The organism is Streptomyces sp. NPDC048352, assembly GCF_040651895.1.
GTDB lineage: Bacteria > Actinomycetota > Actinomycetes > Streptomycetales > Streptomycetaceae > Streptomyces.
The window spans coordinates 58,031-73,583 of the sequence record NZ_JBEZKZ010000005.1 but is presented as its reverse complement, the minus strand read 5'-3'; the positions used below and the strand labels follow the sequence as shown (position 1 = coordinate 73,583).

The 15,553-nt window shown below is 73.0% G+C and carries 13 protein-coding genes; 5 read left to right on the top strand and 8 right to left on the bottom strand.

Going from position 1 to position 15,553, the window contains the following annotated elements; genetic code table 11:
• Window positions 1-153 precede the first annotated feature (153 nt).
• Complete coding sequence (locus tag AB0D45_RS04745; RefSeq protein WP_362455286.1) at window positions 154-1,683, top strand: UDP-N-acetylglucosamine 1-carboxyvinyltransferase; 1,530 nt, start codon at window positions 154-156, stop codon at window positions 1,681-1,683.
• Between the two features lie 142 nt (window positions 1,684-1,825).
• Here the strand turns inward: AB0D45_RS04745 and AB0D45_RS04740 are convergent, their stop codons facing one another.
• Window positions 1,826-2,212 carry a hypothetical protein gene (locus tag AB0D45_RS04740; RefSeq protein ID WP_362455285.1) on the bottom strand — a complete coding sequence of 129 codons (387 nt, stop codon included), beginning with the start codon at window positions 2,210-2,212 and terminating at the stop codon, window positions 1,826-1,828.
• Window positions 2,213-2,420: 208 nt separating this feature from the next.
• Here AB0D45_RS04740 and AB0D45_RS04735 point away from each other — a divergent pair, with 208 nt between their 5' ends.
• From AB0D45_RS04735 to AB0D45_RS04725, 3 genes are all read left to right on the top strand, one after another.
• Window positions 2,421-3,086: an excalibur calcium-binding domain-containing protein gene (locus AB0D45_RS04735; RefSeq protein WP_362455284.1), complete on the top strand. Its 666-nt coding sequence runs from the start codon at window positions 2,421-2,423 to the stop codon at window positions 3,084-3,086.
• A gap of 118 nt (window positions 3,087-3,204) precedes the next feature.
• The gene (locus AB0D45_RS04730) at window positions 3,205-4,596 is read left to right on the top strand and encodes a cytochrome P450 (protein WP_362455283.1); all 1,392 of its coding nucleotides are present in this window, start codon (window positions 3,205-3,207) and stop codon (window positions 4,594-4,596) included.
• Between the two features lie 46 nt (window positions 4,597-4,642).
• On the top strand, window positions 4,643-5,191 hold the full coding sequence (locus AB0D45_RS04725; protein ID WP_362455282.1) for a hypothetical protein: 549 nt from the start codon (window positions 4,643-4,645) through the stop codon (window positions 5,189-5,191).
• 61 nt (window positions 5,192-5,252) lie between these two features.
• Here the strand turns inward: AB0D45_RS04725 and AB0D45_RS04720 are convergent, their stop codons facing one another.
• Both AB0D45_RS04720 and AB0D45_RS04715 read right to left on the bottom strand, forming a co-directional pair.
• Window positions 5,253-5,816, bottom strand: coding sequence for a hypothetical protein (locus AB0D45_RS04720; protein WP_362455281.1), 564 nt, complete (start codon window positions 5,814-5,816; stop codon window positions 5,253-5,255).
• Window positions 5,817-5,851: 35 nt separating this feature from the next.
• Window positions 5,852-7,318: an MFS transporter gene (locus AB0D45_RS04715; protein ID WP_362455343.1), complete on the bottom strand. Its 1,467-nt coding sequence runs from the start codon at window positions 7,316-7,318 to the stop codon at window positions 5,852-5,854.
• 181 nt (window positions 7,319-7,499) lie between these two features.
• Here AB0D45_RS04715 and AB0D45_RS04710 point away from each other — a divergent pair, with 181 nt between their 5' ends.
• Window positions 7,500-9,566 carry a prolyl oligopeptidase family serine peptidase gene (locus AB0D45_RS04710; protein WP_362455280.1) on the top strand — a complete coding sequence of 689 codons (2,067 nt, stop codon included), beginning with the start codon at window positions 7,500-7,502 and terminating at the stop codon, window positions 9,564-9,566.
• A 111-nt stretch (window positions 9,567-9,677) separates the two neighbouring features.
• Here the strand turns inward: AB0D45_RS04710 and AB0D45_RS04705 are convergent, their stop codons facing one another.
• From AB0D45_RS04705 to AB0D45_RS04685, 5 genes are read right to left on the bottom strand one after another with little or no spacing between them, the layout of a single operon-like run.
• Window positions 9,678-10,688, bottom strand: a complete 1,011-nt coding sequence (locus AB0D45_RS04705; protein WP_362455279.1) for an oligopeptide/dipeptide ABC transporter ATP-binding protein — start codon at window positions 10,686-10,688, stop codon at window positions 9,678-9,680.
• Window positions 10,685-11,701 (bottom strand): ABC transporter ATP-binding protein, encoded by a 1,017-nt coding sequence (locus AB0D45_RS04700; RefSeq protein WP_361596369.1) that lies wholly within the window; start codon window positions 11,699-11,701, stop codon window positions 10,685-10,687. The genes AB0D45_RS04705 and AB0D45_RS04700 overlap by 4 nt, the downstream gene beginning before the upstream one ends.
• Window positions 11,701-12,687 carry an ABC transporter permease gene (locus AB0D45_RS04695; protein WP_362455278.1) on the bottom strand — a complete coding sequence of 329 codons (987 nt, stop codon included), beginning with the start codon at window positions 12,685-12,687 and terminating at the stop codon, window positions 11,701-11,703. The genes AB0D45_RS04700 and AB0D45_RS04695 overlap by 1 nt, the downstream gene beginning before the upstream one ends.
• Window positions 12,684-13,661 (bottom strand): ABC transporter permease, encoded by a 978-nt coding sequence (locus AB0D45_RS04690; RefSeq protein WP_362455277.1) that lies wholly within the window; start codon window positions 13,659-13,661, stop codon window positions 12,684-12,686. Before AB0D45_RS04690 ends, AB0D45_RS04695 begins: the two co-directional genes overlap by 4 nt.
• A 23-nt stretch (window positions 13,662-13,684) precedes the next feature.
• Entirely contained in the window at window positions 13,685-15,427 is a 1,743-nt protein-coding gene (locus tag AB0D45_RS04685; protein ID WP_362455276.1) for an ABC transporter substrate-binding protein, read from the bottom strand.
• Window positions 15,428-15,553: the final 126 nt, after the last annotated feature.

Genomic DNA, 15,553 nt, shown 5'->3' with positions numbered 1-15,553 from the left:
TCGCGGGGGCGTCGAGGGGGCCGGGCCGCGGCCCCCTCGCCCCCCGCACCCGCAACCCGGACATAGGCCGCAGAAGGCCATCTGACGTCGAATAACACCCGTTTGGCCCTACCCAACTCGATCACCATCTCATATCTGAGATACGGTGCACCCATGGCAGACGACTACCTCGTACGCATCGGCAAGCTCATCCGTGACGCCCGGCAGCACCGTGGCTGGACACAGAGTCAGCTCGCCGACGCCCTGGGCACCAGCCAGAGTGCCGTCAACCGCATCGAGCGCGGCAACCAGAACATCAGCCTTGAGATGATCGCCCGAATCGGTGAAGCGCTCGACAGCGAGATCGTCTCCCTGGGCTACGCCGGCCCGATGCACCTGCGCGTCGTCGGCGGCCGCCGCCTCTCCGGCGCCATCGACGTCAAGACGAGCAAGAACGCGTGCGTGGCGCTGCTGTGCGCCTCACTGCTCAACAAGGGCCGCACCGTCCTGCGCCGGGTGGCCCGCATCGAAGAGGTCTACCGCCTCCTGGAGGTCCTCAACTCCATCGGCGTCCGCACCCGGTGGATCAACGACGGCGTGGACCTGGAGATCGTCCCGCCGGCCCGCCTCGACATGGACGCCATCGACGCCGACGCGGCCCGCCGCACCCGCAGCATCATCATGTTCCTGGGCCCGCTGCTGCACCGCATGGACCAGTTCCGCCTGCCGTACGCCGGCGGCTGCGACCTCGGCACCCGCACCATCGAGCCCCACATGATCGCCCTGCGCCGCTTCGGCCTGGACATCACCGCGACCGAGGGCATCTACCACGCGAAGGTCGCGGCGGGCGTCTCCCCCGGCCGTCCGATCGTCCTGACCGAGCGCGGGGACACGGTCACCGAGAACGCCCTGCTGGCCGCGGCGCGCCACGACGGCGTCACCGTCATCCGCAACGCCTCCTCGAACTACATGGTCCAGGACCTGTGCTTCTTCCTGGAGGCGCTGGGCGTGAAGGTCGAGGGCATCGGCACCACCACGCTGACCGTCCACGGCATTCCGGTCATCGACGCCGACGTCGACTACTCCCCCTCCGAGGACCCGGTCGAGGCGATGAGCCTGGTGGCGGCCGCCGTCGTCACCGAGTCGGAGCTGACGATCCGCCGGGTCCCGATCGAGTTCATGGAGATCGAGCTCGCGGTCCTGGAGGAGATGGGCCTCGACCACGACCGCTCGGCGGAGTACGTCGCGGACAACGGCCGCACCCGCCTGGTCGACCTCACGGTCCGCCCCTCCAAGCTCGAAGCCCCGATCGACAAGATCCACCCGATGCCGTTCCCGGGGCTGAACATCGACAACGTCCCGTTCTTCGCCGCCATCGCCGCGGCCGCCCAGGGCCAGACCCTGATCCACGACTGGGTGTACGACAACCGGGCCATCTACCTGACCGACCTCAACCGCCTCGGCGGCCGCCTCCAGCTCCTGGACCCCCACCGCGTCCTGGTCGAGGGCCCCACCCGCTGGCGCGCGGCGGAGATGATGTGCCCGCCGGCCCTGCGCCCGGCGGTGGTCGTGCTCCTGGCCATGATGGCCGCGGAGGGCACCTCGGTGCTGCGCAACGTCTACGTCATCAACCGCGGCTACGAGGAACTGGCGGAACGCCTCAACTCGGTGGGCGCCCAGATCGAGATCTTCCGGGACATCTGAGGCCCGCGCGTCCAGGGACGCTTGCACCCGTCGAGGCGCCTCCTGGAGCACCGGGGGATGCCGGGCAACCTGGCCCCCGCCCCCGGAGTGATCCGGGGGCGGGGGCTCCGTCATGTCCGGGAAGCCGATGACGGAAGCAGCGTCACCAGGAGTCCCAGTGGGCCTGGTAGCGGGTGCGGTAGGGCTCGATGACCGTCTCGGGGTCGAACAGCGCCTTCCGTGCCGCGACGCGGAGCCGAGCCCTGGCGGTGCGCTCCTCCAGGTTTGCCGCCTCGGACAGGGACCCCGTGAAGGCGCAGCAGTACCGCCAGATGTCGAAGGAGCGACGAACCTCCTGCGGCCGGGGGCGCCGGCCTTCCTTTTCGGCGGCGCGGAGTTCGGTGGCGGAGTACCGCAGGGTGCGGATGTCGACCCGGCGCCAGGGGCCGGTGTGCTGGATCCGGTGCCGGTCCAGCCGGTCGTGCTCCTCGCGGCGCTGACGGCCGTACGGGGTGCGTTGATCGGCGGTGTGGTGGGCGGTGCGGGACATGAAGGCCTCCAGCGCGCCCCAGGTCGTTCCTGGGTGCGCTACCGGAAACCGGAGGGGTACACCTGGTGCAGGTCCACGCCGCGAGACTAGACCTCACCGGCCCTCGTCGGGTCCCCGCGGGCGGATGAATATGACAAACCCGCTGACTCGGGCGGGACGGCGCGTCTAGGCTGCGGCGGTTTCCGTTGTTGATCCGGGGGGTCGAGCTGTGTTCCAGCGTCGGGGTGTCGCCGTGGTGGGCGTGGTGGGGGCCGTCGTGCTCCTGCTGGGCGGGTGTGAGGACGGTGCGCCGAAGAAGGGCGCGGCCGGCGGGAAGCCCGGTACGGCGCCGCCGGCGTCCGCGTCGGCCTCGGCCGGTGCCTCCGCGCCGTCGGTGATGCCGGCGGTCGTCGGGCAGAAGTCCGCCGCCGCCGAGGCGCTCGTGCGGCAGGTGGTCAGTACGCCGGTCGAGGCGCGCGGGGCGTACGCGGGCGTCACCCCGGCCAAGGACCACAGCGAGTGGGAGGTGTGCTTCCAGACGCCGGCGGCGGGCACCGCGGTCACCGCCGGCACCGCCGTCGAACTGTCCCTCGTCGCGCCCGGCACCTCCTGCCCGGACCGGGCCGGGGCGCCGGCCTCGACGGCTCCGAAGTCCCCGAAGTCCCCGGAGTCCCCGACCGTTCCGGCGCCCGCGCCGACCCCGCCCAAGCCCAAGCCCAAGCCCGCCACGGAGGGACCCACCGACGGGTCCACCGGCGGCAGCGGCGCCGAAGGCGTCTACTACAAGAGCTGCGACGCCGCGAGGGCGGCGGGGGTGGCGCCCATGCGCCGCGGCCAGCCCGGCTACCGCGAGGGCCTCGACCGGGACAAGGACGGCATCGCCTGCGACAAGTAGGCAGCGCGGCCCTGCCGGACCGCGGGGTCGATATCCGGCCGCACGACCGGCAGGGCCTCGCCCGGGACGGGCGGGCCGGACAGAATCCCCCCATCGGACGGTTTCGAGGGGGGCGGCCATGGCGGGCGGGACGGGGACCACGGCGGACGGGGTGCGGGTTCCGGGGCTCGAGGGGGTGCCGGTCCTCGGGTCGCTGTTCGACCTGAAGTCGGACTCCCTCGGCACCTATCTGCGGGCCCGGCAGCGGCACGGTGACGTCGTACGGATCAGCGCCGGGCCGCCCGGGCTGCGCGCCGAGCTGTACTGCGTGTTCTCCGCCGAGGGCGCCCAGCGGGTGCTGGCCTCCGAGGCGGCCAACTTCCGCAAGGACAACGCCTTCTACCAGGAGGTCCGGGACTCCTTCGGCAACGGCCTGCTGACCAGCCAGGACGGAGACTACGTACGCCAGCGCAGGCTGCTCCAGCCGCTGTTCACCCGCAAGCGGGTGGACGGCTACGCCGGGGCCGTCGCCGCCGAGACCGAGGGCGTCCTCGCCGCGTGGGCGCAGGCGCGGGACGGCGTCGTCGACGTCTCCGCCGAGATGACGCACCTGGCCCTGCGCGCCGTGTCCCGGATCCTGTTCGGCGCGGACGTCGATGCCACCGCCGACGTCGTGCACCGGTGCTTTCCGGTCATCACCGAGTACGTGCTGCGCCGCGGCTACTCCCCCGCCAACCTCCCGCGCACCTGGCCGACGCCGGGCAACCGGCGGGCGGCCGCCGCGATGGACGAGCTGTACGCCGTCTGCGACGGGATCGTCGCCGAGCGGCGCGGGGCGGCCCCCGGGCCCGCCGGGGGCGAGGACCTGCTGACGCTGATGGCCGGCGCGCGGAGCGCGGACGACGCGACCTTCGACGCCGCCGAACTGCGCGACCAGGTGCTCGTCTTCCTGCTGGCCGGGCACGAGACGACCGCCACCTCGCTCGCCTTCACCCTGCACCTGCTCGGCCGCCACCCCGAGGAGCAGGCCCGGGCGCGGGAGGAGGTGCTGGGCGTGCTGGACGGCGGGCGCACGCCCGGCGCCGCCGACCTGGAACGCCTCCCGTACCTCACCCAGGTGCTCAAGGAGGCCATGCGGCTCTACCCCGCCGCGCCCGTGATCGGCCGCAAGGCCGTCGCCGCCACCGAGATCGGGGGGCACGTCATTCCGGCGGGCGCCGATGTGATCCTGGCCCCCTGGGTGACGCACCGCCACCCCCGATACTGGAGCGACCCGGAGCGCTTCGACCCCGGCCGTTTCGCGCCGGAGGCCGAGGCCGGCCGGCACCGCTACGCGTGGTTCCCCTTCGGCGGCGGCCCGCGTGCCTGCATCGGGCAGCACTTCTCGATGCTGGAGTCCGTGATCGCGCTGGCGATGCTCCTGCGGGCGTACGAGTTCGAGGCCGTGGACACGCGGATCCCGGTGAGCGCCGGGATCACGCTGCGGACGCGGGGACCGGCGCGCTGCCGGATCCGCCGCGTGGAGGTTTAGGCCGTCCCTTTCGGACCGGGCCGGGCCCGCAGGTCATCATGGGCCGATGGAAGAGGAGATTCCGGTCCGGCTGTCCCCGTACGTGCGCCGCCCGCCGCGTGCGCTGCTGCCCGGCTCGCCCGCGCGGGAGCGGCTGCGGACCCGGCTCGGCCGGTTCTTCGTCGTCCGCTTCCTGACGGCCCTGCCCGACGACCTGGCCGACGCGGTGGGGGCGCTGCTCGACCCCTTCGAGCGGGTGCTGCGGCTGGCCGGCCGGCTCGCGCACGGGCCCGCGCTGCGCGGCGGCTGGGACAGCGAGGCCGGCCGGTTCGCCCTCGCGGTGTTCGGCTTCCACTGGACGCACTGGCGGGAGGAGACGGCCGGCCCGTACGGGACCCTGACGGTCGACGCCCCCGGGAAGGTCACCGTCCGCCCGCCCTGGGGCCGGGGTGATCCGGCCCGCGAGTCGTACGCCGCCCCGTGCGCGCCGCGCCGCGTCCCCCGGCTCCGGCGCCGCCGGGCGCGGGTGGACCTGGTGTTCGCGGACGGCTCCTGGCTGGCCCTGCGGACGGTGGGCCGTGCCGACGGCGCCAGGCTGCGTGAGGCGCTCGGGTAGCGGGGGCCGGGCGGACGCAGGGGCGGGGCGGACGCTGGGGCGGGGCGGGCGCAGGGGCGGGTCAGCGGTAGTCGTCGGGGTGGTCCTGCATCCAGGTGTTGATCTCGTCCCGGGTGCCGGTCAGCGTGCTCTGGTGCTTCTTCAGGTTCTCGAAGGTGCGGTCGCCGCCGAGTTCCGTGTCGAGCTTCGCGATCAGGGCGATCGGTTCCGGGAAGTGCCCGGGGCCCTTCGGGTCGGCCTTCATCGAGCGGTCGAGGCGGTGGAGTTCGTCGTAGACCCGGCCGAGGAAGTAGGCGCAGTTGCCCGGGGTGCAGGAGTCGTCCAGGGTCGCCTGGAGTCCGGCGAAGGCGTCGCGGACGCGTTCGGGCGGCGTGGAGGGCAGGCCGTTGCCGAAGTCGACGGAGGGCGGCGCGGTGGGCGTGCCGGCGGGCGCGGGCGCGCCCGTACCGCCGGTGCCGGCGGCCGGGGACGCGGCGCCGGAGCCCTGCGCGGAGGAGGCGGACGGGGCGGGAGACGGGGCCGAGGACGCCTTCGGCCCGTCACCGCCACCGCAGGAGACGGTGAACGCCGCAAGGGTGACGGTCAGTACGGTCGCGGCGGCGCCGCGCAGGCTGGATCGGAACATCGGATTTCCCCCCGGTTTGCGATGAGCCTGTGAGCCTACCGTCCGCGCTCGTCCCGGACGACGGCCGGAGTGTGGTTGCCCTGGAGCCGCTCCAGGTCGGAGGGCCGCACCTGGATCGCGCAGAGCGCGATCACCGCTCCGGCCAGCGTGAAGAGGGAGGCCGCCACGAAGGCGGCGCTCACGCCCGAGGCGAGCACCTGGTCGGCCCGGGGCTTGGGCAGCCGGCCGGTGCGCGCGAAGAGGGCCTTCTCCTGGGGGCCCGCGGTGCCGAGGAAGGCCGCCACCTGGCCCTTCGCCTCGTTGCGGCTGACCGTGCCGAAGACGGTGACCAGGATGGACAGCCCGAGCGACCCGCCGACCTGCTGCATGGAGTTGAGCAGCCCCGAGGCCGCGCCGGACTCCCGGTCGGGGACGTCGGACAGGGCCATCAGGGTCAGGGAGACGAACTGCAGTCCCATGCCGGTGCCGAACACCAGGATCGGGCCGAGGATGCTGCCCGCGTAGGTCGAGTGGACGTCGGTGAACGTCAGCCAGCCCAGCCCCGCCGCGCAGCACAGCGCGCCGGTGACCATGAAGGGCTTGGGCCCGAACTTCGGCAGCAGCTGTGAGGTCACCCCGGCCGCCAGCGCGACCATGACGCTGACCGGCAGGAAGGCCAGTCCGGCCCGCAGCGGGCTGAAGCCCAGCACGTTCTGCACGAACAGGGTCAGGAAGAAGAACATGCCGAAGATCGAGCAGGCGAGGAAGAGCATGATCCCGTACGTGCCGGCCCGGTTGCGGTCGGCGAACATGTGCAGCGGCGTGATCGGCTGGGGCGAGCGCCGCTCGTTGAGGACGAACAGCACCAGCAGGACCACGGCCGCCGCGAAGGAGCCGAGCGTGAACCCGTCGCGCCAGCCCTCCTGGGAGGCGCGGATGAAGCCGTAGACGAGCGCGACCATGCCGCCGGTGCCGAGCAGCGCGCCGGGGAAGTCGAAGTGTCCCGGGTGGCGTTGCGACTCGCGCAGGACCCTGGCCGCCAGGACGGCGATGAGCAGGGCGATCGGGACGTTCACGAAGAGCACCCAGCGCCAGTCGAGCCATTCGACGAGTACCCCGCCCGCGAGGAGCCCGATCGCGCTGCCGCCCGCGGAGACGGCGGCGAACACGCCGAAGGCGCGGTTGCGGGCCGGTCCTTCGCGGAAGGTGGTGGTGATCAGCGCGAGCGCGGTCGGGGAGGCGATGGCTCCGCCGACGCCCTGGAGGGCGCGGGCGGCCATCAGCTGGCCGGCGCTCTGGGCGAGTCCGCCGAGGAGGGAGGCCAGGCCGAAGAGCAGGATCCCGAAGACGAAGACGCGCTTCCTGCCGAGGATGTCGCCGGTGCGGCCGCCCAGCAGGAGCAGGCCGCCGAAGGTGAGTGTGTAGGCGTTGACGACCCAGGAGAGGCTCTCGGTGGAGAAGTGGAGGGCGGTCTGGATGTGTGGTAACGCGATGTTCACGATGGTGACGTCGAGCACGACCATGAGCTGGCAGGAGGCAATCACGAACAGGGCCAGCCCGTTTCCGCTCCCTCGGACCGTGCCGTCGGTCCCCGTGGTGTTCGGCAGTGCGTTCGGGTCCACTAGTCGACGCTATGCCCGGGACCCCGCGCCTACCACTCCAATGGGCTATGCCATGTGATATTGCACATGCCACACTGGGATCATGGACCACTTTCTCGGGCTCTCCGCCGACACGGCCCGCTTCACCCACGGCTCCCCCCGCGGCTTCGCTTTCGGCGACGCCGGCCGCATCCTCTGGTTCCTGCGCTCCACGGGCCCCACCGACCCCCTCGACGGCCTCTGGGTCCTCGACACCGCCACCGGCGCCGAAACCCTGCTCGCCGACCCGCGCGAGCTGTCCCCCGAGCCGGGCGGACTGCCCGTCGCCGAGCGCCGGCTGCGCGAGCGCACGCGCCTCGTCGCCGCCGGGATCGGCTCGTACGCCCTCTCCGGCAACGGCCGCCGCGCCGTCTTCCCGCTGTACGGACGGCTGTACGAGGTCGCCTGCGACGGCGCCGGGGCCCCCGCCCGGATCCCCGCCGCCGGCCCCGCCCTGGACCCGCGCCCCAACGGCGACGGCTCGCGCACCGCGTACGTCGCCGACGACGCCCTGTACGTCCACCCGGGCGGCCGCGTCAGCCCCGACGACGGGGCCCGCTGGGGCCTCGCGGAGTTCGCCGCCGCCGAGGAACTCGACCGCCCCCGGGGCCACTGGTGGTCCCCCGACGGGGTCACCCTGCTCGCCGCCCGCGTCGACGAGAGCGCCCTCCCGCGCCGCCACTTCGCCGACCCGGAACACCCGGAGCTGCCGGCCGAGGACTTCGCGTACCCCGAGGCGGGCGGCCCCAACGCCGACGTGCAGCTGTGGGTGTTCGGCCCGGGCGGCGGCCGGGTACGGCTCGACTGGGACGCCGCCGCGTACCCGTACGTCTCCGACGCGGGCTGGGAGTCGCGGACGGAGATCCTGCTGACCGTCCAGGACCGGCTCCAGCAGAACGTCCTGCTGCTGAGCGCCGACCCGGCCACCGGCCGCACCCGGGAGCTGTCCCGCACCACGCACCCCCGGTGGGTGGACCCGCTGCCCGGCACCCCGGCGCGGCTGCCCGACGGGCGGATGCTCACCGCCGCCGACGCTCCCGGCGGGACCGCGCGCGGCCTCGCCCTCGACGGGAAACCGCTCACCGGCGAGGGGATACAGGTCCGCCGCGTGGCCGGCGTCCACGAGGGCCGGCTGCTGATCGAGGCCGGGCTGCGCGACCCCGCCGAGCAGCAGGTGCTGCTGCTGGACCCCGACAGCGGGGAGCTCACCCCGCTCGCCGACGGGCCCGGGGTGCACTCCGTGTCCGCCTCGGCCGCCGGGAGCCTGCTGCTGACCCGCGCCGACGCCGACGGGATCCGGCGCACCGTACGCACCCCCGACGGCCGCGAGCTCAGCCCCGCCGACCTCGCGGCGCCGCTGCCGTACCGGGTGGAGCCGGTCCTGGAACGGGTCACCGAGCACGGCGTCCCCACCGCGCTCGTCCTGCCCCGCGGCCACGTCCCCGGCCGGCCGCTGCCGGTGCTGATGGACAGCTACGGCGGCCCCGGCTACCAGGACGTGTCCGCCGAGCCGCGCCGGTGGCAGCACCGGCAGTGGTGGGCCGACCAGGGCTTCGCCGTCGTCACCGTCGACAACCGGGGCACGCCGTACGTCTCGCCCGCCTTCACCCACGCCATGTACCGGGGCTTCTCCGAGGTCACCCTGGAGGACCAGGTCGCGGCGCTGCGGGCGCTCGGCGAACGCCACCGCGACCTCGACCTCGGCCGGGTCGGGATCCGCGGCTGGTCCTACGGCGGCTACCTGTCGGCCATGGCCGTACTGCGCCGCCCGGACGTCTTCCACGCGGCGGCCGCCGGCGCCGCGCCGACCGACTTCCGCCACTACGACACCGCGTACACCGAGCGCTACCTCGGACTCCCGCAGGAGCACCCCGAGGTGTACGAGCGCGACTCGCTGATCGCCGACGCGCCCGGGCTGACCCGGCCGCTGCTGCTGGTCACGGGCCTGGCCGACGACAACGTCCACCCCTCCCACACCCTGCGCCTGTCCCGCGCCCTCACGGACGCCGGCCGCCCGCACCAGCTGCTGGCACTGCCCGGGGTGACCCACATGACCCCGGGCGGCACCCGGGAGAAGATCATGGCGCTGGAGCTGGAGTTCTTCCGCCGCGAGCTGGGCCTGAGCAGGTGAACGGCTGAGCGGCTGAGCGGCCGCGCACGGACGAGGGGCCCCGCAGACGTCGTCGTCTCCGGGGCCCCTCCCCTTCCCGTGATCCCCCGTCAGCCACCCGGGCCCCGCTGCCTACGCCAGGTGGCACGCCACCTCTCGCGAGGCGACCGGCCGCAACAACGGCCGCTCGGTGCGGCAGATCTCCTGCGCCACGGGACAGCGCGGATGGAAGGTGCACCCCGGGGGCGGGGCGGCCGGGCTCGGCGGGTCGCCGAGCAGCACGATCCGCTCGCGCCGCCGCTCCGCCGCCGGGTCGGGCAGCGGGACGGCGGACAGCAGCGCCCGGGTGTACGGGTGCTGCGGGTCTTCGTAGAGGGACTTCTTGTCCCCGATCTCGACGATCCGGCCGAGGTACATGACCGCCACCCGGTCGCTCACCCGTTTGACGACCGAGAGGTCGTGCGCGATGAACACGTACGCCAGGCCCAGTTCCGCGCGCAGCCGCTCCATCAGGTTGACGATCTGCGCCTGGACGGAGACGTCGAGGGCGGAGACCGGCTCGTCGGCGATCACCAGCCGGGGGCTGGTGGCCAGCGAGCGGGCGATGCCGATGCGCTGCGCCTGGCCGCCGGAGAACTCGTGCGGGTAGCGGTCGATGTGCTCCGGGATCAGTCCGGTCAGCTCCATCAGTTCGGCGGCCCGGCGGCGGGCGTCCGCCGCGCTCCAGCCCTGCACCAGCAGGGGGTCGGCGATGATCCGGGCGACCGTCTGGCGGGGGTTGAGGGAGGAGTGCGGGTCCTGGAAGACCATCTGGAGGTTCCTGCGCAGCGGCCGCAGCGCCCCTTGGGAGAGCCGGCTGATGTCGCGGCCGTCGAAGGCGATGCTGCCGGAGGTGGGTTCCAGCAGCCGCACCAGCATCCGGCCGGTGGTGGACTTCCCGCAGCCGGACTCGCCGACGAGGCCGAGGGTGCGTCCGGCCTCCAGGTCGAAGGAGATCCCGTCGACGGCCCGCACGGGCGCCGCCCGGCGCCCGGTCAGCGACCGCTTGCCGGGGAAGGTCATGGTCAGGTCCCGTACGGAGAGCAGGGGGCCGGCCGGGGCCGGCTGCGCGGCCCGGTCCTGGCCGGTGGCCGGGGCGGTCATCGGGACACCTCCGGGGCGGGGGCGGAGCCAGCGAAGTGGCAGGCCGCCGAGCGGGCGGGAGAGCCGTACGGGAGCAGCGGCGGGCGCTCGCCCGTACAGCGCTCCCGCTCCGGCGGCGGGCCGGCGGCGGCCCTGGGGCAGCGCGGGGCGAAGGCGCAGCCGGGGGCCGGGTCCAGCAGGGACGGCGGGGAGCCCGGGATGGAGGGCAGCGGGACGTCGTCGGCGCTGTCGAGGCGGGGCAGGGAGTCGAGCAGGCCCCGGGTGTAGGGGTGCGCCGGGTCGGCGAACAGCTCCTCGGCGGGGGCCTGTTCGGCGGCCCGGCCGCCGTACATGACCAGCACCTCGTGGGCGACCCGGGCCACCACCCCCAGGTCGTGGGTGATCATCACGACGCCGAGGCCGCGTTCCTCCTGGAGGCGGGCGATCAGCTCGAGGATCTGCGCCTGGACGGTGACGTCGAGGGCGGTGGTGGGCTCGTCGGCGATCAGCAGCTCGGGCTCGCACGCCAGGGCCATGGCGATCATCGCGCGCTGGCGCATGCCGCCGGAGAACTGGTGCGGGTACTCCCCCGCGCGGCGGGCCGGTTCGGGGATGCCGACCTCGCCGAGCATGTCGACGGCGCGTTTGCGGGCGGCGGCCCGGCCGGCCTTGAAGTGCACCCGGACGTGCTCGGCGATCTGCTCGCCGACGGTGTAGTAGGGGTGCAGGCTGGACAGCGGGTCCTGGAAGATCATGGCCATGCGGCGGCCGCGGACCTTGGCCAGTTCCTTCTCGGGGAGACCGGTGAGCTCCTGTCCCGCGAGGGTGACGGAGCCGCTGACCTCGGCGCCGGTGCGGTGCAGGCCCATGACGGCGAGGGAGGTGACGGACTTGCCGGATCCGGATTCGCCGACGATGCCGAGGGTGCGGCCCGCTTCGACGGTGAAGCCGAGCGAGTCGACGGCGCGCACCGTCCCGCGCGGGGTGCTGAAGGTGACGCGCAGGTCGCGCACTTCGAGCAGCGGGGTGGTCATCAGTACCTCACCCTCGGGTCGACTACGGCGTACAGGAGGTCGACGGCGAGGTTCGCGACGACGATGAAGAAGGCGGCGAGCAGGGTGACCCCGAGGACGACGGGCTGGTCGGAGCTGACGAGCGCCCCGTAGAAGAGCCTGCCGATGCCGGGGAGCCCGAAGATGGACTCGGTGATCACGGCTCCGGCGAGCAGGCCTCCGAGGTCCATGCCGAAGATGGTGAGGATCGGGGTCATCCCCGAGCGCAGCCCGTGTTTGACGACGACGGTGCGTTCGGGCATGCCCTTGGCGCGGGCGGTGCGGATGTACGGCTCGGCCATCGCCTCGATCATGGAGCCCCGGCTCTGGCGGGCGTACATGGCGGCGTAGAGCAGGGCGAGCGCGGTCCAGGGCAGCAGGAGGTTGGACGCCCAGGCCAGCGGGTCGTCGGTGAGGGCCTGATAGGTGGGGTAGGGCAGGAGTCCGGCGACGCGGATGACTCCGTAGATCAGCAGGACGGAGGTGAAGTACACGGGCAGGGAGGCGGCGGCGACCGCGCCGACCATCAGGGCCTTGTCGGTGGCGGTGTCCTTGCGCAGGGCGGCGGTCACTCCGGCGCCCAGGCCCAGCAGGAGCCACAGGGCGGCCGCGCCGACGGCGAGGGAGGCGGAGACCGGGAGCCGGTCCATCAGCAGGTCCCAGACGGGCAGCGAGTTCTCGTACGAGTAGCCCAGGCACGGGAAGTCGCAGCTGACGGCGTACTGGCCGGAGCCGAGGGTGCGGCCGGTGAAGATGCCGGTGAGGAAGTCGGCGAACTGCCGCCACAGGGGCTGGTCGAGCCCCAGGTACGCGCGTACGTCGGCCAGCCGTTCGGCGCTGCAGGTCTTGCCGCAGGCGGCGGCGGCCGGGTCGCTGGGCAGGACGTAGAAGATGAGGAAGGTGACGGCGGCGATGGCGAGCAGGACGCCGGCCAGGGCGAGGAGGCGGCGCAGCAGGTAGAGGATCAACTGCGGGCTCCTCTCGGGTCGAGGATGTCGCGCAGGGCGTCGCCGAGGAGGGTGAAGGCGAGCACCGCGAGGAAGAGGAAGACGCTCGGGATGACGAAGTACATCGGGTCGGTCTCGTAGAAGGCCACGGACTCGGCGATCATCTGGCCCCAGGAGGGGGTGGGCGGTCGGACCCCGACGCCGAGGTAGCTGAGTGCCGCCTCGGTGCTGATCATGCCGGGGATGAGCAGGGTGGTGTAGGCGATGACCGGGCCGGAGACGCCCGGGAGGATGTCGCGGGTCAGGATGCGCCAGGCGCTCGCTCCGCCGACGCGGGCGGCGTCGACGTACTCGCGGTGCTTGAGGGAGAGGGTCTGGCCGCGGACGACGCGGGCGACGCCGGGCCAGCCGAAGAGCCCGATGACGGCGGTCATGAGGACGATGCGGTTGACGTCCTTGGCCACCGACAGCATCGCGATCATGAAGATCAGCGAGGGGAAGGACATGGTGAGGTCCATCAGCCGGGACAGGACCGCGTCGGTGCGGCCGCCGAAGTAGCCGGCCGCGATGCCCGCGGCGGTTCCGGCGAGGACGACGATGGCGGTGGCGGCGAAGGCGATGAGCAGGGACACCTGCGCGCCGTGGACGACGCGGGCGAAGAGGTCGCGGCCGCTGACGGGTTCGACGCCGAGCCAGTGCTCGGGACCGATCCCGCCGAGGGAGCCGAGGGGCAGGCCGCCGAGGTAGGGGTCGACGGCGGTCTTGTCGAACTCGTCGGGGGACCAGCCGCCGAGGGCGCCCAGCCAGGGGGCGGTGACGGCCATCAGGACGAAGAGGAGGACGACGCAGGCGCTGACGCGGACGGCGGGGCGGCGGCGCAGTTCCCGCCGGGCGAGCTGCCAGGGGCTGCTGCCCGGGGGGAGGCCCTCGGCGGGCGCGGCGGCGGCCGGGGCGTCGGGCGCCGGGGGTCCGGACGCCGGTGCGGTGGTGGTCATGGCGCTGTCGGTTCCCCGCCGCCTCAGCCCTGGCTCTTCGAGGGGTCCTTGAGGCCGACGGTGCCGTAGTCGATGGTGCCGGTCCAGACGGGGTGGCCGTAGGCGCCGGCGATGTTGGTGCCGACGAGCAGCGGCTTGCGCTCCAGCAGGACCGGGACGGCCGGGGCCTTCTTCATGATCTCGGCGTCGAGGTCGATCCAGGCCTGGTTGGCCTGCTTGGCGTCGGCCATGGCGTTGATCTCGTCGATCCGCTTCATGGTGGCCTCGTCGCGGAACTGGGAGTAGTTGCCCTGGTTGCCCTTGTCCTTGACGGTGCGTCCGTCGAAGACGAAGGGGATCCAGGTGGAGCCGGAGGGGTAGTCGGGGCACCAGCCGGTGAGGGTCATGTCGGGGGTGGTGGACAGGTCGCCGATGACGTCGTAGTAGGCGCCGGGGTCGACGGTGTCGATGACGACCTCGATCCCGACGCGGGACAGGCCCTGCTGGATGGCCTCGGCCTTGCCCTTGTCGCCGGTGGAGACGGCCAGGGAGACCTTCAGGCCCTCCTTGCCGGCGGCCTTCAGGAGCTCCTTGGCCTTGGCGGGGTCGCCGGACGGCGCGATCCTGAGGGTGTCGGCCTGCTTGCCGCCGGTCAGGGCCGGGGGCAGGTAGGCGGTGGCGACCTCGTTGAGGGCGGGGCCGCCGCCCGCGGTGACCACGGCCTCCTTGTCGACGGCGTACTGCATCGCCTCGCGCACCTTGGGGTCGTTGAAGGGGGCGCGGGAGTTGTTCAGGTGGAGCATCTCGGTACAGCCCTGGGACTCGGCGAGCAGGCGCGCCTTGACGTCGGGCTTGGGCAGCACCTTGGGCGCGCTCTCGGGCCGCATGTCCTGGTACTCGACGGCGGAGGCGTCGGCGCCGTCACCGGCGATGATGCGGTCGTCCACCTGCCCGCCCTTGAGGCCCATCACGACCACGAACCTGTCCGGGTAGGCCTTGCGGACGGCGTCGGTCTTCGGGTCCCAGTGCTCGTTGCGGACGAGGACGAGCTTCTTGTCCCGGTCGTACGTCTCGATCTTGTACGGGCCGGAGGAGAAGGGGCGGGCGTCGTACTGGGTGCCCTTCTCCTGGGACTGGGGGACGGGCGCGAAGGTCGGCAGGGTGGCGGTCGCGGAGAACTCGGCGACGGGCCGCTTGAGTTCGAAGACGATCGTCCGGTCGTCGGGGGTCTTGACGGAGTCGAGGTGCTGCCCCTGGAGGGGGCCCTTGTAGCCGTCGGCGCCCGCGAGGTACTGGGCGGCGTAGTCGGGGCCGCCGGTGAGGTCGGGGGCGAAGGAGCGCTCGACGTTGTACTTGACGTCCTGCGCCTTGATGGGGCTGCCGTCCTCGTACTTCAGGCCGTCCTTGAGGGTGAAGGTCCAGGTGCGGCCGCCGTTGGAGGGGGTGCCGAGGTCGGTGGCGAGGTCGGGGGCCAGTTCGCTGCCGGCCTTGCCGGGCTCGGCCTTGAAGGTGACCAGCGTGCGGTAGAGCAGCCGGGTGCCGAAGTCGATGGTGGGCAGCGTCCAGTTGCGGGCGGGGTCGAGGTGGGAGAAGTCCTGGTTGGAGAGGACGGTGAGGGTGCCGCCCTTGGCCGGGGTACCGCCGAGCACTTTCCCCTCGTTGGCGGCGGCGGGGTTGGAAGCGCCGCCGGCCGCGGGGCCCTTCTTGGTGTCGGAGCAGCCCGAGACGCCGAGTACGAGCGTGGCCACCAGGGCGGTGGCGAGGGTGAGCTGGGTGCGCTTGGTCATGGGTCACTCCAGGGAAGGGCCGCGCTTTAGGGTGTGACCGGTAACATAGTAATGTGAAATTGTACTGACAAGAGGTTGCCGCCGCCGTTATCCAGCCGTGTCCAAAAGGGGTGCCTGGAAACGGAG